Source organism: Candidatus Poriferisodalis sp., assembly GCF_965237655.1.
GTDB lineage: Bacteria > Actinomycetota > Acidimicrobiia > Acidimicrobiales > Poriferisodalaceae > Poriferisodalis.
Genome location: NZ_CBDEGB010000001.1, coordinates 483,181 through 505,164 on the forward strand (window position 1 = coordinate 483,181; position 21,984 = coordinate 505,164).

The 21,984-nt window shown below is 66.7% G+C and carries 19 protein-coding genes; 8 read left to right on the forward strand and 11 right to left on the reverse strand.

Translation table 11 applies throughout. The features are described from left to right. The first annotated feature begins 34 nt into the window (after nucleotides 1-34). Complete coding sequence (locus ACPXYO_RS02430; RefSeq protein WP_423916358.1) at nucleotides 35-1,141, forward strand: class I adenylate-forming enzyme family protein; 1,107 nt, start codon at nucleotides 35-37, stop codon at nucleotides 1,139-1,141. Between the two features lie 7 nt (nucleotides 1,142-1,148). On the opposite strand, the gene menC is transcribed toward ACPXYO_RS02430, so the two are convergent. Beyond that, entirely contained in the window at nucleotides 1,149-2,180 is a 1,032-nt protein-coding gene (gene menC / locus ACPXYO_RS02435; RefSeq protein WP_423916359.1) for an o-succinylbenzoate synthase, read from the reverse strand. A gap of 108 nt (nucleotides 2,181-2,288) precedes the next feature. On the opposite strand from menC, the gene ACPXYO_RS02440 reads away from it, so the two are divergent. Then, nucleotides 2,289-2,717: a cytidine deaminase gene (locus tag ACPXYO_RS02440; protein ID WP_423916361.1), complete on the forward strand. Its 429-nt coding sequence runs from the start codon at nucleotides 2,289-2,291 to the stop codon at nucleotides 2,715-2,717. On the opposite strand, the gene menH is transcribed toward ACPXYO_RS02440, so the two are convergent. The 3 genes from menH to ACPXYO_RS02455 are packed head-to-tail and all read right to left on the reverse strand — an operon-like array spanning nucleotide 2,689 to nucleotide 7,390. Further along, nucleotides 2,689-3,498 carry a 2-succinyl-6-hydroxy-2,4-cyclohexadiene-1-carboxylate synthase gene (menH, locus tag ACPXYO_RS02445; RefSeq protein ID WP_423916363.1) on the reverse strand — a complete coding sequence of 270 codons (810 nt, stop codon included), beginning with the start codon at nucleotides 3,496-3,498 and terminating at the stop codon, nucleotides 2,689-2,691. The two genes, ACPXYO_RS02440 and menH, sit on opposite strands and share 29 nt — an antisense overlap. Continuing rightward, nucleotides 3,495-5,282: a 2-succinyl-5-enolpyruvyl-6-hydroxy-3-cyclohexene-1-carboxylic-acid synthase gene (gene menD / locus ACPXYO_RS02450; RefSeq protein WP_423916365.1), complete on the reverse strand. Its 1,788-nt coding sequence runs from the start codon at nucleotides 5,280-5,282 to the stop codon at nucleotides 3,495-3,497. Before menD ends, menH begins: the two co-directional genes overlap by 4 nt. Before the next feature lie 8 nt (nucleotides 5,283-5,290). After that, nucleotides 5,291-7,390 carry an isochorismate synthase gene (locus ACPXYO_RS02455; RefSeq protein WP_423916367.1) on the reverse strand — a complete coding sequence of 700 codons (2,100 nt, stop codon included), beginning with the start codon at nucleotides 7,388-7,390 and terminating at the stop codon, nucleotides 5,291-5,293. Between the two features lie 108 nt (nucleotides 7,391-7,498). Between ACPXYO_RS02455 and ACPXYO_RS02460 the strand changes: the two genes are divergently transcribed. Beyond that, nucleotides 7,499-8,101, forward strand: coding sequence for a TetR family transcriptional regulator (locus ACPXYO_RS02460; protein WP_423916368.1), 603 nt, complete (start codon nucleotides 7,499-7,501; stop codon nucleotides 8,099-8,101). Between the two features lie 135 nt (nucleotides 8,102-8,236). Further along, nucleotides 8,237-9,751, forward strand: coding sequence for a trimethylamine methyltransferase family protein (locus ACPXYO_RS02465; protein ID WP_423916370.1), 1,515 nt, complete (start codon nucleotides 8,237-8,239; stop codon nucleotides 9,749-9,751). Between the two features lie 6 nt (nucleotides 9,752-9,757). Here ACPXYO_RS02465 and ACPXYO_RS02470 read toward each other — a convergent pair whose 3' ends face one another. Continuing rightward, nucleotides 9,758-11,296 carry an AMP-binding protein gene (locus ACPXYO_RS02470; RefSeq protein ID WP_423916371.1) on the reverse strand — a complete coding sequence of 513 codons (1,539 nt, stop codon included), beginning with the start codon at nucleotides 11,294-11,296 and terminating at the stop codon, nucleotides 9,758-9,760. Nucleotides 11,297-11,428: 132 nt separating this feature from the next. On the opposite strand from ACPXYO_RS02470, the gene ACPXYO_RS02475 reads away from it, so the two are divergent. Beyond that, entirely contained in the window at nucleotides 11,429-12,346 is a 918-nt protein-coding gene (locus ACPXYO_RS02475) for a 5'-3' exonuclease (RefSeq protein WP_423916373.1), read from the forward strand. Between the two features lie 153 nt (nucleotides 12,347-12,499). Here ACPXYO_RS02475 and ACPXYO_RS02480 read toward each other — a convergent pair whose 3' ends face one another. After that, nucleotides 12,500-12,859: a VOC family protein gene (locus tag ACPXYO_RS02480; protein ID WP_423916375.1), complete on the reverse strand. Its 360-nt coding sequence runs from the start codon at nucleotides 12,857-12,859 to the stop codon at nucleotides 12,500-12,502. 64 nt (nucleotides 12,860-12,923) lie between these two features. Here ACPXYO_RS02480 and ACPXYO_RS02485 point away from each other — a divergent pair, with 64 nt between their 5' ends. After that, nucleotides 12,924-13,082: a hypothetical protein gene (locus tag ACPXYO_RS02485; RefSeq protein ID WP_423916377.1), complete on the forward strand. Its 159-nt coding sequence runs from the start codon at nucleotides 12,924-12,926 to the stop codon at nucleotides 13,080-13,082. A gap of 19 nt (nucleotides 13,083-13,101) precedes the next feature. On the opposite strand, the gene ACPXYO_RS02490 is transcribed toward ACPXYO_RS02485, so the two are convergent. From ACPXYO_RS02490 to ACPXYO_RS02500, 3 genes are all read right to left on the reverse strand, one after another. Then, complete coding sequence (locus ACPXYO_RS02490) at nucleotides 13,102-13,518, reverse strand: DUF6642 family protein (protein WP_423918637.1); 417 nt, start codon at nucleotides 13,516-13,518, stop codon at nucleotides 13,102-13,104. Then, nucleotides 13,515-13,709, reverse strand: coding sequence for a hypothetical protein (locus tag ACPXYO_RS02495; protein ID WP_423916379.1), 195 nt, complete (start codon nucleotides 13,707-13,709; stop codon nucleotides 13,515-13,517). The genes ACPXYO_RS02490 and ACPXYO_RS02495 overlap by 4 nt, the downstream gene beginning before the upstream one ends. 176 nt (nucleotides 13,710-13,885) lie before the next feature. After that, nucleotides 13,886-14,890, reverse strand: a complete 1,005-nt coding sequence (locus tag ACPXYO_RS02500) for an HNH endonuclease signature motif containing protein (protein ID WP_423916380.1) — start codon at nucleotides 14,888-14,890, stop codon at nucleotides 13,886-13,888. 127 nt (nucleotides 14,891-15,017) lie between these two features. Between ACPXYO_RS02500 and ACPXYO_RS02505 the strand changes: the two genes are divergently transcribed. After that, complete coding sequence (locus ACPXYO_RS02505; protein WP_423918639.1) at nucleotides 15,018-16,559, forward strand: acyl-CoA carboxylase subunit beta; 1,542 nt, start codon at nucleotides 15,018-15,020, stop codon at nucleotides 16,557-16,559. A 365-nt stretch (nucleotides 16,560-16,924) separates the two neighbouring features. On the opposite strand, the gene ACPXYO_RS02510 is transcribed toward ACPXYO_RS02505, so the two are convergent. Then, nucleotides 16,925-18,730 carry an ATP-binding protein gene (locus ACPXYO_RS02510; protein ID WP_423916382.1) on the reverse strand — a complete coding sequence of 602 codons (1,806 nt, stop codon included), beginning with the start codon at nucleotides 18,728-18,730 and terminating at the stop codon, nucleotides 16,925-16,927. Between the two features lie 153 nt (nucleotides 18,731-18,883). Between ACPXYO_RS02510 and ACPXYO_RS02515 the strand changes: the two genes are divergently transcribed. After that, nucleotides 18,884-20,020, forward strand: coding sequence for a CaiB/BaiF CoA transferase family protein (locus tag ACPXYO_RS02515; RefSeq protein ID WP_423916383.1), 1,137 nt, complete (start codon nucleotides 18,884-18,886; stop codon nucleotides 20,018-20,020). Here ACPXYO_RS02515 and ACPXYO_RS02520 read toward each other — a convergent pair. Further along, on the reverse strand, nucleotides 20,017-21,981 hold the full coding sequence (locus ACPXYO_RS02520; RefSeq protein ID WP_423916385.1) for a methylmalonyl-CoA mutase family protein: 1,965 nt from the start codon (nucleotides 21,979-21,981) through the stop codon (nucleotides 20,017-20,019). The genes ACPXYO_RS02515 and ACPXYO_RS02520 overlap by 4 nt on opposite strands. Nucleotides 21,982-21,984 lie beyond the last annotated feature (3 nt).

Here is a 21,984-nt window from a genome sequence, read left to right on the forward strand (position 1 = left end):
GACGCACCCGACACCCGCCGGTAGCGTCCGCGCTGTGCATCGACTGGTGGCCCTGTCGCTGGGCGGAGGCGATCGCTTCGTGACCGAATTGCAGCGCGCCTGGGACGCCGGCGACGCCGTGTTGCCGGTTGACCAGCGCTTGCCAACCGTGGCACAGCATTCGCTCGTCGAGCGCATGGGTGCGAGCTACGTGGTGGACGACACGGGTCGCCACCGCCGACGCGGCGGCTGGCCCGTCGAACCCGGCGACGCTGCGGTGATGGTCACCAGCGGCAGTACCGGCGAGCCGAAGGGAGCGGTCCTCACGCACGACGCGATCGCCGCGAATGCCATGGCCACCAGTTCGTTCCTCGAAGTCGACCCCAGTACCGACCGCTGGCTGGCATGCCTGCCCCTCAGCCATGTTGGCGGGCTGGCCGTCGTGGTGCGGGCGCTGCTGACCGACACGCCGCTGGAGGTGCACGACGGCTTCGACGCCGCAGCGGTCGCCAACGCCACCCGGCGGGGAGCAACGCTGACGTCACTCGTGCCAACAGCGCTGCAACGCACCGAAGCGTCAGCCTTCCGAGCCATCTTGCTCGGCGGTTCCGCCATGCCCGCCCAGCGACCCCAGAACACCGTCGCCACCTACGGCCTGACCGAGACGTTTAGCGGCGTGGTCTACGAGGGCTGGCCTCTGCGCGATGTCGAGCTGCGCACCGTCGACGACGAGGTCCAACTGCGATGCCCGATGCTGCTGCGCTGCTACCGCGACGGCACCGATCCCCGTACCGACGATGGCTGGTTCAACACCGGCGACGCCGGAGCCGTCGCTGACGACGGCCGCCTCTCAGTCTTCGGCAGAGTCGACGACATGATCACCAGCGGTGCGGAGAAGGTCTGGCCGGTCGCAGTCGAGCGGATTCTGGCCCAGCACCCCGGTGTCGCCGAAGTCGCCGTCGTCGGTCGCCCCGAACCCGAATGGGTCCAAGCGGTGACCGCGGTGATCGTCCCCGCTGACCCCGCCAATCCTCCATCGGTCGACGAGCTCCGCGACGCCGTCAAGTCTCAGCTTCCCGCCTACTGCGCACCGCGCGCGATCGAATTGGTCGACAAGCTGCCCAAGACCCCGCTAGGCAAGACCCAACGCTGGCGCATCTAGCGAGGGTTCAAGCGGCGCCGGCAGAGGCCTCGGTGGGCACGGGCAGGTAGCCGCCAGCAGGCGTGACATCTTCGGGCAGCGGGTCGGCGAACAGCGTCGCGGTGCCAATGCCGTGCACGCCGTGTGGATCGACAGCAACCGCCGTGTCGCGGGCGATCCGCAAACCGGCAGGACCGCAGATGAATGACGACACCACCGAACGCACGCCGCGCATCGACGCCCGGCGGGCCAGGTCGTAGGTGGCGTGCGGCCCACCCAGCACGGCAGGCTTGAGGACCGCCACCTCGATAGCGCCCACCTCGACGAGCCGGTCGAGCGCATCCGGGTCTCGCAGGTGTTCATCGGCCGCCACGGGCAGCCCGACGGTGCGGCTGATCTGCGCCCAGTCCGCAGGCTGCGGCGTGGGTTCTTCCACGAACTCGATGTCGAGGTAGCCGACGCGGCGCAGCACCTTGATCGCGGTTGAACGGTCCCAGCCCCCGTTCGCATCCAATCGCAGCGCCACACCGGCCGGCAGCGCACGGCGCACGGCGGCGATGCGCGCAGACTCGTCCGCGGCCGATGCGACGGACACCCCGTTACCGCTCGGATTGCTCGCCGCAACCTTGAGCTTCACGGCCACATGACCAGCCGCTGCTGCGCGCGCGGCCCGCTGCGCGGCGGCTTCGGGATCCAGGTCAGCGACGAGGGCGTGCGTGGCGATGCGTCGCTGGGGAGGCGTCTTTCCGGCAAGAAGCGTGGCCAAGGTCACACCCTCGATCTCGGCATCGAGCTGTGTCAGTGCAGACTCGACCGCAGCCGCAGCGCATGGTTCGTTTGGCGGATCGCCCTCGGGATCGGCCGCCCATCGTTCGAGCGCTGCGAGCGCTTCGTCGTAGGTCTCTACGCCGAATCCAGGCAGCGGCGCTGCCTCGCCTCGACCCACGCAGGCGTCGTCGCCCACGTGCACCTCGATGCCACGGCGAACGGTGATCGGGCCGTGAGCCGTCAGCAACGGCCGTGCGAGCGCCAGCTCGAATTCCTGCAAGGTCGACTGCACCGGGTTGAAGCTATTGGGCTCAAGCCATTGGGCAAACAGCACCGTCGCCCCTCTGCTTTCTGCGAGGCATACCCTCATCGACCATCCGAGGGGGGAGGCGCACCACCGATGCCGAGAGAAATCGACGTCCCGTGGGCTGAGTTGCGTACCGCAGCCCAAGACGCGTCCCGCATGGCGTACGCGCCGTATTCGAACTTCTCTGTAGGAGCGGCCGGTCTCGTCGACGATGGGCGAATCGTGTCCGGATGCAACGTCGAGAACGCGTCCTATGGGCTGACACTGTGCGCGGAATGCGGCATGGTCAGCGACCTGCATCGCAGCGGTGGCGGTCGCCTTGTCGCGGTGATGGTGACCGATCCTGACGGCAACTTGCTTGCCCCCTGCGGCCGCTGCCGGCAGCTGCTGCACGAGGCCGGTGGTCCAGATTGCGTCGTGAACGAGCACACCACAGCCGGTGAGCTGTTGCCCGGCGCCTTTGAGTTGCCCGCTCCCCTTGCAGTGCCCGGGGTCAGTGAGCGTCGAGGTGCTGGCGGATAGCCGCTGCGCAGCGATCAGGGTCTTCGAGATGGACGGCATGCCCTGCGCCATCCAGCACGACGAGTTCACTGTCGGGAAGCAGGCTGGCCAGCTTGCGGCCGGTCGTGACGAACTTGGCGTCCAGTTTGCCGCACACCACCAGTGTCGGTACCGCAATGCCAACCAACTGATCCCACAGCGGCGTCATCGAGCCGGTTCCCGCCGCGCGCAGCGAGTTCGCCAGACCCGCGGGGTTGCTCTGTCGGCGCTGGCGGATCGAGGCGTCCCACTCGTCGAGGTCGAGGCGAGCGCGCAGCGTGTGCCACATCGGCAGGGCAACCCAGTCGTCCACGAACCGGGTCAGGCCGTGCTGGCCGATCCGGTCGGCGAGATCGGCGTCAGCCTCGCGGCGCTGAGCGCGTTCGCCGGCATCGGCGAGCCCTGCGGTGGCACTGATGAGGCTGAGCGAGCGGCACACCTCCGGGTGCGAACGGGCCAGCGCGAGTGCCGCTCGGCCGCCCATCGAGTAGCCGACGAAGTGGCACGGTCCATCGGGCGCCGCGGCCGCCAGTTCGGCGAGCGATTCGGCCGTGGCCTCAAGGCTGTAGGGCGGCAGATCTGGCGGTGATGGGCTGCGGCCGTGCCCGACGAGGTCCACCGCGACGCGCCGGTAGCCCTCAAGCCGGTCCACCAATGGCGCCATCGCAGCGGCACTGCCGGTGAATCCGTGAATCACGATGACTGGTGCCCCGCTGCCGGCGACCGTGGTGGCGAGCTGCAGCGCTCTGGGCGCAGATGTCACTGCGAACCCGGTTCGGCGCCCGCCGCAGCCACATCGACGGCAGCAGCGAGGCGACGGTGCTGGTCGCGGTTGGCGTCTGGGTCGATGTCGATCGTGATGACGCGTACGCCGCGGCCCGACTGGGTCGCAGCCAGCAGGTCATGCAGCTGAGCACATGACGCAACGTGGTGGTGCTCGAAGCCCACGGCGGCTGCCAGCCCGCCGGCGAGTTCTGCACTGCGACGAGCGGGCGTCGTCGTCATCAGACGATCAAATGCGTCAGCGTCGACAACCCCGTACGCGGGCAGGAACGAAAAGATCGTCCCGCCGCCGTTGTCGACCACAATGACCGTGAGGTCGATCGGCGCGGGCGCTGGATCGAACGCTCCCACCAGGCCGCCGAGATCGTGACGGAATGCCAGATCCCCGACCAGCACGGTGGTGGGCGTGCCCGACGCCGCCACCCCGGACGCTGCCGAGATCACGCCGTCGATGCCGCTGGCGCCCCGGCTGGCGTGCACTGCCAACGGTTCGGGGCGAGCACGCAGGTAGGTGTCGACGTCTCGAACCGGCATCGAGTTCGACACGTACAGCGCATGGCCCGCGGGCAGGCTCCGTCCCAGTTGCCGAGCCACGCCCGCTTCCAGCAAGGGTTCAGCATCGAGCACGCCGTCAATCGCAGCGGCTGCGCGTGCGTCGGCGTCGGCCCATCGCCGCGCCCACCCGGACCCGAACCCGGACAGCTGTCCGGCCGCTTCGGCCAATACGTCGGGCCCCACCCCCAGGTGCAACGAGACGCTGAAGCTGGCATCGGTCCAGCTGCGCGCCGGGTCAACCAGTGCAAGCGCCGGACGATGCCGCTCAATCCACAGCCGCAACGGCTTGCATGTGGGCGCTCCGCCGACGCGCAGCACTGCTCCGGGCGGCTCGGCCTCAGCCCATGTCGTCCGGAGCAACACGTCGTGATGATTCGTGACGACGACGCCGGGCAGCTCCCGGCGCAACTGCGAGCACGGCTCGGCCAGCAGGGGCCATCCGCTGCGCCTGCAGAACTCCGCGACCGCATCAGCCCAAAGAGCGCCGTCATGCATCGGCCCTGCTACCACGACCCCGCGCTCGTGCGCGTCAGCGAAATCCACGAGCGCGTCAGTACCGGCTGATGACGTCGCGGAGACGTCCCGGGGAGAGCGCACGACGTAGTCCTGCGCCGTTTCCAGGCCTTCGCTCGGCGCAACCGCAATCGCAACCGGCTCCGGCTCCAGCGGTTCCCGGAACGGCACGTTGAGGTGTACCGGGCCGGGGCTCAGCCCGGTTGCCTGTTCTGCCGCCCGGGCTGCGGCCAGCGCGAACCAGCGCTGGGCTTGGGACGGCGGCAACTCCGAAGGTACCGGGGTCTCGCAGAACCAGCGCACATGGCTGCCATACAGCGAGTGCTGGTCAATGGTCTGATCGGCTCCCCAGCCGCGCAGCTCCGGCGGCCGATCGGCGGTCAGCACCACCAGCGGCACACCCGAGTAGTGCGCCTCGACGGCCGCCGGCAGGTAGTTGGCCGCTGCGGTGCCCGACGTGCACACCAGCACCGTCGGTTTCCCGGAGCCCTTCGCCAGCCCGAGCGCGAAGAAGCCAGCTGAACGTTCGTCGATCCTGACCCAGGTTCGCAACCCGGCAGTGGCGTCGACGGTGAGCGCCAGCGGCATCGACCGCGAACCCGGGCACACCACCGCATCGGTGACGCCGGCTGCGACCAGCCCCTCGCACAGCGAGCGGCAGGCCACGTACGCAGAATCGTGCTCGGAGATCCGCATACCGCGGTTCAGTCGCCTTCGAGCGCGTACAGGAGGGCTTCGAGCTTGGTAGCGGTCTCGGCCAGTTCAGCGCTCGGATCTGCGCCAGTCACGATGCCACCGCCCGCGAACAACCTGGATTCGGTCGGACCAGTCAGCGCGCAGCGCAGTGCAACGCGAAACTCGCCGTTCCCGTCCAGCGTCGTCCAGCCGACCGGCGCTGCGTACCAGCCACGGTCGAAGCCTTCGTGCTGCTCAATCCAGTGGCGGGCAATGCGCCGTGGAAGTCCCGCGACCGCCGCCGTCGGATGCAGTGCGCCCACGAGTTCCAGCACCGTTGAGCCCGCCGTGACACGTCCGGTGATCGGCGTATGCAGGTGCATGATGCGCGCCAGCTCCATGACGCCGGTCGGCGAGGGGGGATCGAGCGCCACACCGCACGCACGCAGCGTGTCGCGCACGTCGGTGACCACCATCGCGTGCTCGGTCAGCTCCTTGGGATCGCGTTGCATTTCGGCCCCGAGTTCCCGGTCTCGTGCCGGATCGCCGTGGCGGGGCCGCGAGCCGGCCAGGGCATCGGTGTGCAGCCGTGTGCCGTCGAATTGCACCAGCCGTTCAGGCGTGGCGCCGAAGAACGTCTGCGACCCGCGTCCGAATGCGAACGACGCGCAGGACGGATATCGCGTCCGCAGCCGGTCGAGCACTGCGATGGGCTCGAGGCGCGACGCTATGCGCAGCTCGCGAGCCGTCACGACCTTGTCGAGCCCTCCCTCGGCGATCCTGCGCAGGGCGCGCCGCACGAGCGCGACATAGCTGTCGTCGGCTTGATAGCTGCTGCCGAGCAACGCAAGTGCCGCCGCATTCAGATCGCTGGCTGCCGTGTCCGCGAGTTCAGGGTCCGCAGCGCTGTGCACGGCTGCCATGACCGGCCACACGCTGGCGCCCGGCGCTGATGTCAGCCAGGACCGGCCGCCGTGGCGCACCAAGAGCAGCTCGGGCAGCGTCAAGGCGCCTGTGCCGAATGCCTCCCACGCCGAAGGGGCCTCGGGCGGGTCTGCGCTGAACGAGAAGCCGCCGACGAGTAGTGGTCCGATCGGATGACCGCTGTCGCCAGTCACGGTGACATCCAGCAGGCCCAGCGCCTCGGCAACGGAGGAGAAGCGTCCAGCGCCCGCCTCAGCGCTGGCTTCGAAGACGCTGCCGAGGGCACAGAACTCCAGATCGTCGTCGGGACATGCCCAGTACACCCGTCGCGACCCCTCGGCTGCGGCGAACACCTCCAGCGGATCGGGCGCACCGGGCAGCTCCCGGCATTCCAATGTCAGGGTGGGGGTGCCGCGCAGGCCCGCTGATGCGCCGCGGCGGAACCCCGCTGCGGCGGGTGCGCTCGGCCCTGTCACCGTCACCATCGTGGGGGCACGTCCCACCGATTCATGGTCGCTGCCGGCCAGGACCCGTTCGGTGGCGTGTTCGACGAGTGCTTCGCGGAAATGCTGTGCCACCAGATCGGTGACCAGCGGGATCAGGCGAGCGGCCAGATCGGCGCGTTGCGCCGCGGGCACGTCTGCGAAGCGGTCAGCGAACAGCTCGACCGCGTCCGCAGCGACAGTTTCCATGTTCGATGCGTGCCGCAGCGCGAGGCCGATGAGATCGTCAAGCGGCATTTTGGCGGTGAGCAGCTCCGCGGCCGCGCGCAGCATCGTCAGCGCGCCTGTGCTGTAGAGCGCGTCGTCCGCGGCACCGCCGGCATCCGCAGTCGAGGACGCGTCACCACTGCTCACGGACCTGCGCAGCGGTCGCACCAGGCCGGTGTCGGTCGCCAGCCGGACGAGTTCTGGGTCGAGCCCGGACTGCTGCACCAACTTGTCGAAGGTCAGGGTGTCACCGTGGCGTCCGCCCAGCGCAATCAGCATCGGATCGTCGTGGCCGTCGCCGAGCCGTCGAATCTGCGCCAGCGAGAAGCCCGCCTCGGATAGGCGTCGGATCTCACCGAGCCGTCGCTTGTGGCTCTCGTCGTACTGTGCCACCCGTCCTTGGCGTGTGGGCGGATGCAGGACCCCGATCTTCTGGTAGTAGCGCACCGTGTCAACGCTCACCGCGTGCGCCGATGCCAGCTCGGAGACCCGCACAGCCCCAGCGTAGACGCATTGTGAGAGTGATGACTCCAAGAGTCCTCGCTTTGTCAATCCATAGGACGTCCCACTATCGAACGGTCAGGCGCTCGCTAGGGTGACCCGATGGCCGAACGGGTGCGTCTGAGCGCTGACGATTGGGTGAAGACAGCTCTGGAAACACTGGTCGCCGACGGCATCGGTGCCGTGAAGGTCCTGCCACTGGCCAAGAAGCTCGGCGTCACCCGTGGCAGCTTCTACTGGCATTTCGAGAACCGCAAAGCCCTGCTGGCCCGGCTTCTCGAGGTCTGGGAAGAGACCAACTCTGGGACGATCATCGCCGCCGCGACACTCGAGGGCGGCATCATCGAGCGCTACATCGCCTTGATGCGCTGCTGGCTGAGCATGGAACGCTTCGACCCGCACCTCGAGGTGGCGGTGCGTCATTGGGGGCGCAGCAATCCTGAATTGTGGGAGCGCCTGCGGGCGGCCGACGAGCGGCGGATCAAAGCGTTCGTGGCAATGCTGTCTCCCGAGGTTCCCGACCCGACGATGGCCCTGAACCGGGCTCGCACCATGTACTACCTGCAGATGGGCTGGTACGAGCTCGAGGTGGAGGTGCCCATGGAGACCAGGATCGAGTCCTGCACGTACTACTTCGAGATCTACGTGGGTCGCGCGCCAACTGCGCAGGAGCGGACAGCGATTCTCACAGGACTGCATTCCTGAGATGCGCAGCCTTCCTTGACGCGTTCCATACAGGACCGTACGGTTTGAGATGGTGAGCTGTGCAATTCGGCTCACGACAGTGAGCGCCTCCACTGAGCGCTTCCACTCAGCGCTTCCTCACAGTGGCGAGGCGACATGACGCGTCGAGGCCGTAGGCGACAGGACTCGGTCGCGGCTGCTGCGGCACCCCGGCAGCAGGCGCGCAACATTTTCAAGCCGCTGGAACTCATCAGCGCCGACGAAGTCGAGCGCATCCACAATGCATCGCTGCGGGTGCTGTCCGAGATCGGCATGAACTTCCTGCTGCCTGAAGCGGTGGAGATCCTTCGCACGGCGGGCGCGACGTCCGATGATGGCGTGCGGGTCCGCTTCCCGCCCGAAATGGTCACCGAATCGGTGGCATTGGCGCCGTCGACCTTCACACTGCATGCGCGCGACCCCGCCAACAGCGTCATCTTCGGCGACGACTGGGTCGTGTTCGGCATGGTTGGCAGCCCGCCGAACGTGTCGGACTTGGATCGTGGCCGGGTCACGGGCAACTACATCGACTACTGCAACATGCTGCGCTTGCAGGAGCAGCTGGATGCCGCCGACACCTGTACCGGCCACTCCGTCGAGCCGATCGATCTCGAAGTGCGCACCCGCCATCTGGACGCGGTCTCGGCCATGTACACGCTGTCGACCAAGCCGGGCTTCTGCTACTCGCTGGGCCGGACCCGTGTCAGCGACGCCATCGAGATCGCTCGCATCGCCCGCGGCATCGACCATGACACGCTGCTGCGAGAGCCGTCCATCCATACGGTCGTAAATGCAAACTCGCCGCTCGTGTACGACAGGCCGATGCTCGAAGGAGCCATCGAGCTGGCCCGGCACGGCCAGCCGGTCGTGTACACGCCGTTCACGCTGGCGGGTGCGATGGCGCCGATCACGATTGCCGGAGCGCTCACCTTGCAGAATGCCGAGGCGCTGGCGGGCATCACGCTGGCGCAGTGCGTGAACCCGGGCGTGCCGGTGGTGTACGGCAGCTTCACTTCGAATGTCGACATGCGGTCAGGGGCGCCGGCGTTCGGCACGCCCGAGTACGTGAAGGCCACCATCATCAGCGGCCAGTTGGCACGGCGCTATGGCCTGCCGCTGCGTGCCTCGAATGCGAACGCTTCCAACGCTCCCGATGCGCAGGCCACCTACGAGTCACAGATGTCGCTGTGGGCATGCGTGGTCGGCGGCATCAACTACGTGCTGCACGGCCTGGGCTGGCTCGAGGGCGGTCTGTGTGCCTCCTATGAGAAGGTGATCATCGACGCCGAGATGATCCAGATGCTGCGAGCGGTGCTGCGGCCCATCTCCATCGACGACGCTTCGCTCGCCATCGACGCCATCGCCGAGGTCGGCCCGGCCAACCATTTCTTCGGCGCCGCCCACACGCTGGAGCGCTACGACACCGCTTTCTACGAGCCGATGCTGTCGGACTGGCGCAACTTCGAGACGTGGTACGAGGACGGCGCGCTCGACGCCACCCAGCGTGCGAACCGCATCTGGAAGCAGCTGCTCGCCGACTACGAAGAGCCCCCGATGGACGACGCCATCCGGGCCGAGCTCACCGACTTCGTCGAGCGCCGCCGAGCCGAAGGCGGCGTCGAGCCCCTCTAGCGGCGGTTAGTTGATCAGTTTCTCCATGCCTTCCCAGTAGGGGGCACGGAGCTTGAACTTCTGCAGCTTGCCGGTGGCCGTGCGGGCCAATTCCTTGCGGAACTCGACGCTGGTGGGGCACTTGAAGTGCGACATCCGGTCGCGGCAGAAATCGATGAGTTCGCGCTCGGTCACTGTGTCAACTGCAGCGTCGATCACCACGAGCGCTTTGATGGTCTCGCCCCACTTCTCGTCGGGCACGCCGATCACGGCCACTTCGGTCACCGCCGGATGGTTGAACAGCACGTCCTCCACCTCGATGGAGGACACGTTCTCGCCGCCGGTGATGATCACGTCCTTCTTGCGGTCCGAGATGGTGACGTGGTGCTCTGAGTCCATCGTGCCGCCGTCACCGGTGTGGAACCAGCCGTCGGTGATGGCTTCGGCGGTTGCCACGGGCTGCTCCCAATAGCCCTCGAGCACGACGTTTGCCCGAGCCAGGATCTCGCCCTGGTTGTCGACGTCGATCTTGACGCCAATTGCCGGAGCGCCCGCCCGGCTCAGCTTGCGAGCCTTCTCGTCGGGATCGAAGTCGTCCCATTCGTGCCGGCAGCGATTCATGGTCAGCAGTGGCGCCGTCTCGGTGAGGCCGTAGATCTGGATGAACTCCCAGCCCAGCTCGGTTTCCATCCGGGCGATGGTGCGCGTGGGGGGCGGGGCGCCCGCCACCACCATCCGTACGCGTCCGCTGCCGGGGATCTCGCCTTCCCAGTCGGCCGCGGCGTCGAGCACTGCGGCCACCACTGCCGGTGCGCCGCACATGAGCGTGACGCCGTGCTGTTCGATGCGGTGCAGGATCTCGGGGCCGCGCACCTCGCGCTGCACGACGTGCTTGCCGCCCATGCCAGTGACGGCGTAGGGCATGCCCCAGCCGTTGCAGTGGAACATCGGCAGCGTGTGCAGGTACACGTCACGGTCGCTCACACCGGAGTGCCAGCCGAACGTGGTGGCGTTCACCCACAGCGCCCGGTGCGTCTGCTGCACGCCCTTGGGGCGGGCGGTGGTGCCTGAGGTGTAGTTGATGGTGGCGGTGATGTCCTCGTCGGGCGTCCAGGGCGCCGGCTCGACCCCAGTCGCGTACATCTGGTCGTCGGCGTCGGTGCCCATCACGACGAAGTGCTCGATGTCGATGTCCTTGCAGGTGTCCTCCATTGAGGGGTCCACCAGCAGCATCGTGGCGCCGCAGTGATCGACGATGTAGCTGATCTCGTCGTGGCTGAGGCGGAAGTTGATCGGCACGAAGATGCGGCCGTAGCCCGACACGCCATAGAACGACGTCATGAGCCGTCCGGCGTTCTGGGACACCATCGCGACCCGCTCGCCGTGCTCGATGCCGAGCTGGTCCAGCTTGGCAGCCTGGGCGCGCACCAGCTCGCCGAACTGTGCGTAGGTGATCTCGCCGAGCCCGCCGCCGGGCGCCTCAGGCTCGTCGGCCAGCGCCACCCGGTCCGGGTAGACGTTCTCGGCCCTGTACAGGAAGTCGGAAACAGTAAACGGAACCTTCATGGTGTCTCTACCGATCTGATGTCTGCTGTGTCATCCGTCCACAAGCAGGCTCGCCCGAGGGTGAACCCGCGCCAACTCTAGAGCGGGCTGTGGCGGCGGTGCCCTGGCTGGCTGCCTCGTAGGGTCGCGCCCATGGAGGCATCGCCGGGAGCCGTGCCCGCCGGAGGACAGTTCGATGTTCATCTGATCGACGGCACCTATGAGCTGTTCCGGCATTTCTTCGCGGTGCCCCGCCGCACGTCGGCTGATGGCAGCGAAGTCGGGGCGCTGCGGGGGGTACTCGGCAACATCGTCATGCTGCTGGAGTACGGCGCCACCCATGTAGCAGTGGCGACGGACCACGTCGTGGAGTCGTTCCGCAACGCCCTGTGGCCCGGCTACAAGGACGGTTCGGGCATCGAGCCGGATCTGCTGGCGCAGTTCCATCCCACCGAGGAAGCGCTGTGCCTGCTGGGCGTTGCTGTGTGGCCGATGATCGAATTCGAAGCCGATGACGCCATGGCCGCGGGCGCCGCGATGGCCGCAGACGACGACCGTGTCAAGCAGGTGTTCATCTGCACGCCCGACAAGGACCTGGGCCAGTGCGTCGGTGGCAAGGTCGTCCAGTGGGATCGACGTCCCGATGAGGTCATTGACGCGACCGGCGTCGAAGCGAAGTTCGGCGTCAGCCCCGGGTCGATCCCCGACTATCTGGGCTTAGTGGGCGACAGCGCCGACGGCTTTCCGGGCCTGCGCGGCTGGGGCGCCAAGTCGACATCGGTGATGTTGTCGCACTACGGCCACATCGAGGAAATTCCGGACTCGCACACCGACTGGGTGCCCAAGGTCCGAGGCGCCGCCGGCCTTGCGGCAACGCTTGCTGCCGAGCGTGATCTGGCCCTGCTGTTCCGCCGCATCGCCACCGTCCGCACGGATGCACCGGTGTCAGAAAGCGTGGACGAGCTGGCGTGGCGCGGCCCGCACCGCGGTTTCGAAAACCTCTGCGAGCAGATCGGCGCCGGGGCACTCTTCGACCGCGTGATGAATCTCGCGGCGTACCGCACCGACTGAATTGAGACCGTGACCTAGAGCGCTAGCGGATTGGCGGCGATATTCGCCAGCCCCGTCTGGCTCAACTGTGTGCAGAAATGCCGCCACAGACGGCAAATTTGCGCAGAGAGCGTGACTGCCGTTTCCCGAGCAGCGAACTATCCGAGCGGCCTCTCAGGCGGGCTGGTTCAGCTCGATCATGTTGCCGGCCGGGTCGAAGAAGAACGTTTGCCGCGCCGTGGTTCCTGGCAGAGGGACGGGGTCCTTGACCCTCACGCCTGCATCGCGCAGCTCTGTCACGGTGGCGTCGATGTCGTCCACCTTGAACGCCCAGTGCTGGCCCTTCGGCGGCACCCAGTCGGGCACCTCGATGAGGTGCACCTCGCCGCCGCCGGGAGTCTGCAGCCACCGCCCGTTGAAGCCGAAGTCCGGCCGATCCAGCTGCTTCATGCCGAGAACGTCGGTGTAGAACGGCGCCGCGGCGTCCACGTCGGCACAGTTGATCGAAACGTGATGAACAGGCCCCAGTTCCATGCCCGCAGCTTAGGCCCACCCCCGCGCACAGATCCCACGGGAACGGAGCCGTACCCTGCGACGGGTGTCCGAGCCCACGGTGTCCGAGGACGAAATAGACCGCCTGTACGAGGCATACGACCGAGTGCCGTTGAATGAGCCCGACGCCTGGGGCGATCTGGAGTCGTTCTTGATGGCGAACCAGCAACATCGTCGTGATGACGAGGACGTCTGGGAGGAGTGACCGTCATACGGCACTGCGCTCAGCGAATGATCTCGAGACCGAGCCGGTCGCACAAGCCACCGAAAGTCCTGCGCAGATAGTTCTCGGCATTGCCCAGCTTCTGGAAACGGCACAGAGCGCTCAGCATGAGTAGCTCGAAGGCCGGGGACTCATCCCAGAGGATGTCCTTGCGGTAGCCGGTAATGGCGCGGGCGCCGGTCATCGTCCGGAAGTCCTCCAGCCGCACTTTGCCTAACCGCATCACCGAGCACGCACCGAAGTGGATGATGCGGCCCTGCGCCCGTCCACCGATCCATTCCGCAAGGTCATCCAGCGTCACGGCTGCTTTGCGACCGTCGGGGAACCAGAGCGCCCCAGGACTGCCGTGAAAGCTGAAATAGCCGACTTGGTACGGCTCGTTCCCCGACTGCAGCCACTTCTTGATGTCGAACTTCAGCTCCTCGGGGTTCCGATATCTCGGAAGATGTACTTCAGGTCGTGAAGATCGTGCAGGAACTGCAGGATCAGTCGCGCCGAGTACTTCACGCTCAGATCGTTTTCGGGATCGCCCTCGAAGGCGAACACGCCAGAGGCAAGTTGTTTGTGCCGCGACCGAACCGACGTGCTGGACGCGCTCGAACTCTCCATCTCGTAACCCTCCTTGACGACCGCTTCTCGCCCATGACCTGGGCGAGCGACAGATTGAACCCTAGATGAATGGTTCTCCGAAGTGCCTGGACGAGGCAGGTCTGGGAGAGGCAGTTCCCAATTGCGTGGCTTGGCAACGACGGGTCGTGCGGAGGCCGGCGCCGTCTGGGGTGTGGCTATGGGCTGCGGGCTCCGGCTGAGGTTGGCGGGGGCGATCGGGGTGTAGAGGTTGGGTGTCTCCCGGGTGGCTGCATTCGAGGGCGGCCGTCCGGCGGAGTTTCGATTGCCCAGTGGTGTTGGTGCAGGTCCCGATGGCAGGGCTCACACAGTGACGCCAGATTTGGGATATCGGTGAGACCGTCGTGTTCGTAGTACTGGATGTGGTGGGCCTGGGTGTGCTCGCTCGTCAGGTCGCAGCCGGCGTCGGCCGTCAGCTGGGCACGAGTCAAGTCTTCGGCGCCGTCGCGTTGGCGAGCTGCGCGCACTTGGGCTTGGATCGCTTGGCTGACCTCTCGTCCTGCGATGAAATCCAGCTTTGCGTGCAGGTGCCACATGCCGTCGTCGCCGAGGCGCATCGAACCCGATCGCTCGGCGCGTTGGAATGCGAGCTCGGCATCGATCGGATCCAGCTCGCGCCCCTCAGCTGCGGCCTCGGCCGCGAGGTCGGCGTAGACCTGCTGGGTCTGGTAGGCGAGAGAGTGCCGAGCGATGACATCCGATGGGTATGCCTGGCAGAGCTCCAGGAATTCCTCCTCGCTACGACGGGGCTGCTTGGGGGCTTCGCGGGCGATCACCTTGGCGTGCGAAATCTGTATCTCCCCGGCCTGCAAGGCTTCCACCGTCGCGGTCATGTCGTGCTCGGCAAGACCTTCGGCCAACCGGGACTCCGAACGTGCCTGGGCAGAGTTCATGCGGGTGTACTCGCGCAGCTGCCACGCCGTTGCCTGAGCGCCGTCGCGAGTCGCAAGCTCGCCCAAAGCGGCCAGATATCGACCCTCCACGCGTGCCCGCTCGGCGACCAAGCTGACCACGACGTCCACCAGCTCTCCGTGACTCAACCCCGCAAGATCAGCGTCGCCGCTCGGGTTTGCATCGCCCTTCCCGCCAGCGGGATCGGCTCCGACGGCGGCTGACGAAGCGCCGGATACGGAGCGGGGCAGCAGATCCGCATGAGCGATCAACCAACGACGGAGACGAGCACATCGCGGCCAGTCGCCGCTGCCCAGCCGACGCGAGAGAGAGCCCGATGGCTCCAACGGGTTCGCCGGGAGGTGATCTCGTAGGCTCTGCCAGATGTCTGAGCCGACCATGGCCGAGCGGCTGGAAGAGCTGGCCCGCCGTCGCGACGAGGCGCTGAACGCCGGCACCGAGCGCGCCATCCAGCGGCAGCACGACAAGGGCAAGATGCTGGCCCGCGAGCGCATCGAGTACCTCTTCGACCAAGGCACCTTCCACGAGCTCGACATGCTCGCCCGCCACCGGGCCCACGACGTCGGCCTCGAAGAGCGCCCCTACACCGACGGCATCATCACCGGCTGGGGCAACATCAACGGCCGCAAGGTCTTCGTTGCCAGCCAGGACTTCACCGTCTTCGGCGGCGCCCTCGGCGAGGTGTACGCCGAGAAGACCCACAAGGTCATGGACCTTGCCGAATCGGTCGGCGCTCCCATCGTCGGCCTGAACGACGGGGCGGGCGCCCGCATCCAGGAAGGCGTGGTCTCCCTCGCCGGCTACGGCGGCATCTTCCGCCGCAACGTGCTGGCCTCGGGCGTCATCCCCCAGATCAGCGTGATCATGGGGCCGTGCGCCGGCGGCGCCGTCTACTCGCCCGCCATGACCGACTTCATCTTCATGGTGCGCGACTCCAGCCACATGTTCATCACCGGACCCGACGTGGTCAAGACCGTCACCGGTGAGGACGTCACCCTCGAAGAGCTCGGCGGCGCCGGCTCGCACAGCACCAAGTCGGGCGTGGCGACGTTCGTGGCCGCCGACGAGAAGGCAGTGCTCGACGACGTGCGCTACCTGCTGTCGTTCCTGCCGTCGAACAACCTGGATGCGCCGCCCACCGTCGAGCCCACTGACGAAGCCGACCGCTTGTGCTCGGAGCTGCGCGACCTCATGCCGCAGAGCTCCAACGTGCCCTACGACATGAAGCAGATCATTGCCGTCGTCGTCGACGACGGCGAGTTCTTCGAGTACCACGCCGCCTGGGCCGCCTCGATCGTGTGCGGTTTCGCTCGGCTCAACGGCCGTTCGATCGGCGTCGTCGGCAATCAGCCGATGGTGATGGCCGGCGTGCTCGATATCGAGTCCTCGGAGAAGGCCGCCCGCTTTGTGCGCTTCTGCGATGCCTTCAATATCCCGCTGCTCACGTTCGTGGACGTGCCCGGCTTCCTGCCCGGCGTCGACCAGGAGCACGGCGGCATCATCCGCCACGGCGCCAAGCTGCTGTACGCCTACTGCGAGGCGACCGTGCCGCGGGTGCAGGTCATCACCCGCAAGGCCTATGGCGGTGCGTACGTGGTCATGGATTCCAAGTCGGTGGGCTGCGACGTCAGCTTCGCTTGGCCCACCGCCGAGCTGGCCGTGATGGGCCCGCAGGGAGCGGTGGAGATCCTCCACCGGCGCGAGCTGCAGCAGGCGGCCGACCCGGACGCCCGCAAGGCAGCGCTGGTCGAGGAATACAGCCGCAAGTACGCAAACCCCTACATCGCAGCCGAGCGCGGCATCATCGATGCGGTCATCGATCCCGCGGAGACCCGCCAGAAGGTCATTTCCGCATACGACATGATCGGTGCCAAGCGCGAGGAACTGCCGCGCCGCAAGCACGGCAACATCCCACTGTGACGGAGTCACAGATGTACACAGCGAGCTCTGCGAAACACGAAGACACTGTGAGCGACGGGTGACAGGGTCCGTCATCAGCTCGTCGCACGTGGCCATCTCACCCACGGCGAGTGCGGAGGAAGCCGCCGCCATTGTCGCCGCGCTCGAGCTGCTGTGGCCCCGTCCCGCCCCGGCTCCAGCGCACGGCGGCCCGCCCAGCAAGTGGCGCTTCAGCGGCCGCCCTTGGCAGCTCCCCGCCCGTTGGCCCGCCGCCCGCTACCGCTAAGGTTTATTTTTTTGGCGCACAAAAGTAACATTGGTGCGCCTCGAGTCGAGAAGTTCTTCTTTGGATGCTCGCACAGGGCGCGAGTTCCCGTGCCTTGGCATTAGTCGTCGAATGGCAGCGGCATTCCTTCGGGCTTGTTGCCGTCCTCGGGGCCCGGATATCGATAGTGAAAACCGGGTCCGCGCCCCGAGGGCCAACTCGGGACGAGCCCTTCTGACAAGGCAACGATGCGGAGGTGGGTATTCGCGGTCGGTTGGCTGACTTGGGCGATCATCTGGTATTCCGCCGAGGAGATTCGTCCCCGCTCCCGAACCCATGCTGTCGCTGCTTCGTGACGAGGCCGAGAGATTTGCAGGGCTCGGCGTGCTGAACGCGAGAGGCACCAAGCTGCAGCGGTGTTTGGAGGGACTGGGATTGGCACCAGCAACCGCAAACCGTCGGCGATTCGGTAGCCAGCAACGCGGCGCAATGCGTGCGCCGCGTCAGCGGGTGTCCGCTGCAACAGCGGAGCGCATGACTCCGCAGTGAGAAACGCGGTCGCTGGGTTCATTGCGCGCCATACCAGCAACGCTGCATCTACATCGTCAGCTGCATCTTCAGTTGGCACCGTTTGGTCGGCCGTCGCGCGTCGCAGGCCCGTGAAGATCTGATACCGGGCCGCATTCACCGGCTGACCGCTCAGGACTGCTCGCACGGCCGGCCTGTCGGTGAGCTCGATCAGCGGCGGATCGCTGCCAATCTTGATGAGGTCGGCAACCATCATGTCGACTCCCACACCTTCCTGTTCCACGAGGCCTAACTGACGAAATGCGTTCACCAGGGCGCGATAGCGCGGTTGGGATGGGTGGGTGATGATGTTCTCGGCGGTCACGTCGCCGATGAAGCCTCCTGGTGAGGTGACGCGTAGCTGATTGCCGATGTGCTCGATCACTGTGGGATCTGATTGGTTCCAGTCACGGTGGCAAACCCCATTCAGAATCGCCTCACGTAGCGAACGTTCGGGGATGGCATGCACCCTGATCACACCGAGGCCGCTGGTCATCTCTCGGAAGGGGTTGTGGCGTGCGTACTCAGCCTCCACCAAGTCAAGTTCTTCGAGCAATGACAGACCGGGCACATTGACGCGCACATCCGACGGGCCGCCAGGCACGCTTCGGTGGATGTAGTCGAGGGCGGGCGAACTTCGGCGGCCGAGCAGAATCTCGCCCGCAAGGTTCAGCGTGTCTGAATCTCCATAGAGCAGGCCCAGTCTCGCGAGGAGGTCGCGCAGGTCGAGTGACGCCTTGGAACGGTCGGTCGCCATGACCCGCCTCCGCAGCGACGCCACGGCACCGTCGGACACACCTTGGAGCAACAGTCCGGACTCGCGATTTGATGGATCGGCCGCAGCATCGACGAACAGCCCCTGCATCAGCTCGGTTGCCGTTATCGGAGCGCAGGACGTTCCTTGTCGATGCCGGTACTTGCTGGCGAACGGGACGGGCTCGACGGCCTGCGGTACGGCGACTACGAGCAGCCTGGCTCCCGAAACATCGGCAACTCGGATATCCGCGGTCACCTTGCCGTCGGTGAGCTGGTACAGGCGTGTGCGCAGCCAGTTGACATCACTAACGGCACCGATGAGGTCACCGTTCGTGCCGTCGACACCGACGATGATGACACCGCCTCCTCGCGTGTTGCCCAAGCAAGCTGCCTCTGCTGCGAGCTGTTTGGCGACGACCTCGCTGCGAGGCTCGCCCGGCAGAATGCGCGACTCTTCGCGGCGGCCTGCTTCCTCTTTGAGATCAATCGCCTGGGACTCAAGGGTGCTTGGATTCGCGGTTCCCGAGGCGAGTGCCCCCAGAACCCGCTCAACCTCGGCGTCGTGCGATGGTGCCGGGAGAAAAGTAAAGCCTCGGTCCGCCATGTACCCGAGCTTATCTTCTCCAGCTAACAAACATAGATTTGATATCAGGGTCTACGGGTCTATTTTTGTTGCTGACAAAAGAAAACCAGCTGAAAGGAGCGTCGAAGCCTCGCTAGTCAGCAGGGTGCGCCCGGCGCGTGGCAGCATCGTCTGATGCAATCTGGGTCGATGCCGCTCGAGGGACTGCGGGTGGTGGACCTCTCGTCGGTGTTCGCAGGACCGCACTGCGCCCGCTACCTGGCCGACTTCGGCGCCGACGTCATCAAGGTAGAACGGCCGGGGGGCGACACCGTTCGCAACATGGGCTGGCGCGACGCCGACGGCGGGACGCTGTGGTGGCGTCTCGTGAACCGCAACAAGCGCTGCGTGACGCTCGACCTCAAGGCACCCGGCGACTTGGCGCTGTTGCAACGCCTGCTGGCGGTCGCCGATGTCCTGGTGGAGAACTTCCGGCCCGGCAAGCTCGAAGCTCTCGGCCTGGTTCCTGACGAGCTGATCGAAGCCAACCCGAAGCTGGTGATCGTCCGGCTGACCGGCTTCGGCCAAGACGGGCCCTATCGCGACCGTCCCGGCTTCGCCACCCTTGCGGAAGCCATGAGCGGCTTCGCCTCGATGAACGGCGAGGCCGACGGCGCCCCGCTGCTGCCGCCGGTTGCGGTCACCGATGAGATCGCTGGACTCGCGGGCGCGTTCGCCGCGCTGGCGGCCGTCCGTAGCGGCGTCGGTCAGGTTGTCGATGTCAACCTGCTCGAGTCCATGTCGCAGGTGATGGGCCCGCTCATGACCGCCTGGCACACCGAGGGCTACCTGCAGCCCCGGTTGGGATCGGGCATTCCCTACAGCGTCCCCCGTGGCACCTACCAGGGGTCCGACGGTGGCTGGCTGGCCGTGAGCACCTCGAGCGACTCGGTTGCCGCTCGGGTCATGGCGATGATCGGCGTGGGCGACGACGAGCGTTTCACGACGTTCGAAGGACGCATGGCCCACCGCGCCGAGTTGGACGCTGTCATGGCGGAATGGGTGTCCCAGCGAACGCTCGCCGAAGCAGTGGAAGCCTTCGATGAAGCCCAGGCCGCAGCAGCACCGGTGCTCGACATGAGCCAGCTCGCCGCCGATCCCCATGTCAAGAACCGACAGGTCTTCGTGGAGGTCGACGGGCTGGTGCAACAGAACGTGGTTGCCCGGCTCAGCGCGACCCCCGGCCGAGTCCGCTGGACCGGCCGCCCTGAAGGCGCCGACAACGACTGCCTTCAGCAGGGTTCCGAAACTGACCCCTGGCCCGCCCCCTAGACAGCGTCGGAGCGGGCTCGCTCGGCCAATTCGGCGATGTCAGCCATGATCGCCGACAGCTCATAGTCCTTCGGCGTATAGACGGCGGCCACGCCGGCATCGCGCAGCACCTGATGATCGGCCGGCGGGATGATCCCGCCCACCACCACTGGAGCGCTTACGCCTTCGGCGTCGAGACACGCCAGCACTTCGGGCACCAGCTCGAGATGGCTGCCTGACAGGATCGACAGCCCCACCACGTCGACGTCCTCGTCGCGGGCGGTCGCGGCGATATGAGCGGGTGTCAGACGAATGCCCTCGTACACCACCTCCATGCCGGCGTTGCGCGCTGCCACCGCCACCTGCTCGGCGCCGTTGGAATGGCCGTCAAGTCCCGGCTTGGCCACCAGCACCCGTGGCGGCCCACCCGCCATCTGGGCGCAATGCTCCGCCACCGATGCCAGCGAAGCGCTACTGGCCCCTACGCCACCCAGTCCCGTCGGTGCCCGGTACTCCCCGAACACTTCGCGCAGCGCCTGCGCCCACTCGCCGGTGGTGACCCCGGCGTGGGCGGCTTCGATGGTCGGCCCCATGATGTTGACATCGCCCGAGGCGGCAACCCGCAGGTCGTCGAGCGCTGCCACCACCCGGTTTGAATCCCGGGCCCCCCGCCACCGTTCGAGATCGGCGATGAGCTCGGCTTCCACCTCGGGATCCACCCGCAGGATGGACTCGTCGCTTTCCAGCGGCGACGGGGCGGTTTCGGTGAACTCGTTCACTCCCACCACGGTCAGCTCGCGGCTCTCGATCTGCCGTACGCGCTCGGTGTGGCTCGCGACCAAGCGCCCCTTCAGCTCTTCGATGGCCGCAAAGGCGCCGCCCATGCCCAGCACGTCATCCAACTCAGCCTGCGCAGACGCCACGAGTTCGGCCGTCAGGCCCTCCACCACAACCGAGCCGTCAAAGATGTCGCCGTACTCCAGCAGGTCGGTCTCGTGTGCCAGCACCTGCTGGATTCGCAGCGACCACTGCTGGTCCCATGGCCGCGGCAGACCCAGCGCTTCATTCCACGCGGGCAGCTGCAATGAGCGGGTCCGTGCCCGTTGCGACAGGGTTACGCCGAGGGCTTCAAGCGTGATGCGTGCGACGTTGTTCTCTGGCTGAGCTTCGGTGAGGCCCAGCGAATTCACCTGCACGCCATAGCGGAACCGGCGCAGCTTCGGGTCGGCCACGCCGTAGCGCTCAGAGCAGATCCGGTCCCACATCTGGGTGAGGGCCCGCACTTTGCAGACCTCCTCCACGAACCGGATGCCCGAGTTCACAAAGAACGAGATGCTGCCGACGGTGGCGTCGAAGCGATCAGGCGGCACCTTGCCGCTGTCGCGCACGGCATCGAGCACGTCGATGGCGGTCGCCAGCGCGTAGGCGATCTCCTGAGTGGGCGTGGCGCCGGCTTCTTGCAGGTGGTAGCTGCACACGTTGATCGGGTTCCATTGCGGCACGTGCTGCGAGCAGTAAGCCACGACGTCGACGGTCAACCGCCGGCTGGCCTCGGGGCCGTATATGTACGTGCCCCGGCTGAGGTACTCCTTCACGATGTCGTTCTGGGTGGTGCCTCGCAGGCCGTCGGGCGGCACGCCGGCGTTCTGCGCGTTGGCGATGTACAGGCTCAGCAGCCATGGCGCCGTGGCGTTGATGGTCATCGAGGTGTTCATGGCTTCGGGCGGGATGCCGTCCATGAGCTGGGCCATGTGGCCCAGGTGCACCACCGGCACGCCGACCTTGCCCACCTCGCCGCGTGCCATCGGATGGTCAGGGTCGTAGCCGGTCTGTGTCGGCAGGTCGAACGCCACCGACAGTCCGGTCTGGCCTTTGGCCAGCATCGACCGGTACAGCTCGTTGGACGCCCGTGCCGTGGAATGCCCCGAGTACGTGCGCATCAGCCACGGCCTTGAGCGCCGCGGCGAATCGGAGGCAGTCACCGG

What these genes read in the sequence shown, in the direction of transcription:
- ACPXYO_RS02440 (WP_423916361.1), top strand. Translation starts at nt 2,289, where the DNA reads ATGCCGAGAGAAATCGACGTCCCGTGGGCTGAGTTGCGTACCGCAGCC.
- menD (WP_423916365.1), bottom strand. Translation starts at nt 5,282, where the DNA reads ATGCGGATCTCCGAGCACGATTCTGCGTACGTGGCCTGCCGCTCGCTG.
- ACPXYO_RS02460 (WP_423916368.1), top strand. Translation starts at nt 7,499, where the DNA reads ATGGCCGAACGGGTGCGTCTGAGCGCTGACGATTGGGTGAAGACAGCT.
- ACPXYO_RS02465 (WP_423916370.1), top strand. Translation starts at nt 8,237, where the DNA reads ATGACGCGTCGAGGCCGTAGGCGACAGGACTCGGTCGCGGCTGCTGCG.
- ACPXYO_RS02470 (WP_423916371.1), bottom strand. Translation starts at nt 11,296, where the DNA reads ATGAAGGTTCCGTTTACTGTTTCCGACTTCCTGTACAGGGCCGAGAAC.
- ACPXYO_RS02475 (WP_423916373.1), top strand. Translation starts at nt 11,429, where the DNA reads ATGGAGGCATCGCCGGGAGCCGTGCCCGCCGGAGGACAGTTCGATGTT.
- ACPXYO_RS02480 (WP_423916375.1), bottom strand. Translation starts at nt 12,859, where the DNA reads ATGGAACTGGGGCCTGTTCATCACGTTTCGATCAACTGTGCCGACGTG.
- ACPXYO_RS02495 (WP_423916379.1), bottom strand. Translation starts at nt 13,709, where the DNA reads ATGGAGAGTTCGAGCGCGTCCAGCACGTCGGTTCGGTCGCGGCACAAA.
- ACPXYO_RS02505 (WP_423918639.1), top strand. Translation starts at nt 15,018, where the DNA reads ATGGCCGAGCGGCTGGAAGAGCTGGCCCGCCGTCGCGACGAGGCGCTG.
- ACPXYO_RS02510 (WP_423916382.1), bottom strand. Translation starts at nt 18,730, where the DNA reads ATGGCGGACCGAGGCTTTACTTTTCTCCCGGCACCATCGCACGACGCC.
- ACPXYO_RS02515 (WP_423916383.1), top strand. Translation starts at nt 18,884, where the DNA reads ATGCAATCTGGGTCGATGCCGCTCGAGGGACTGCGGGTGGTGGACCTC.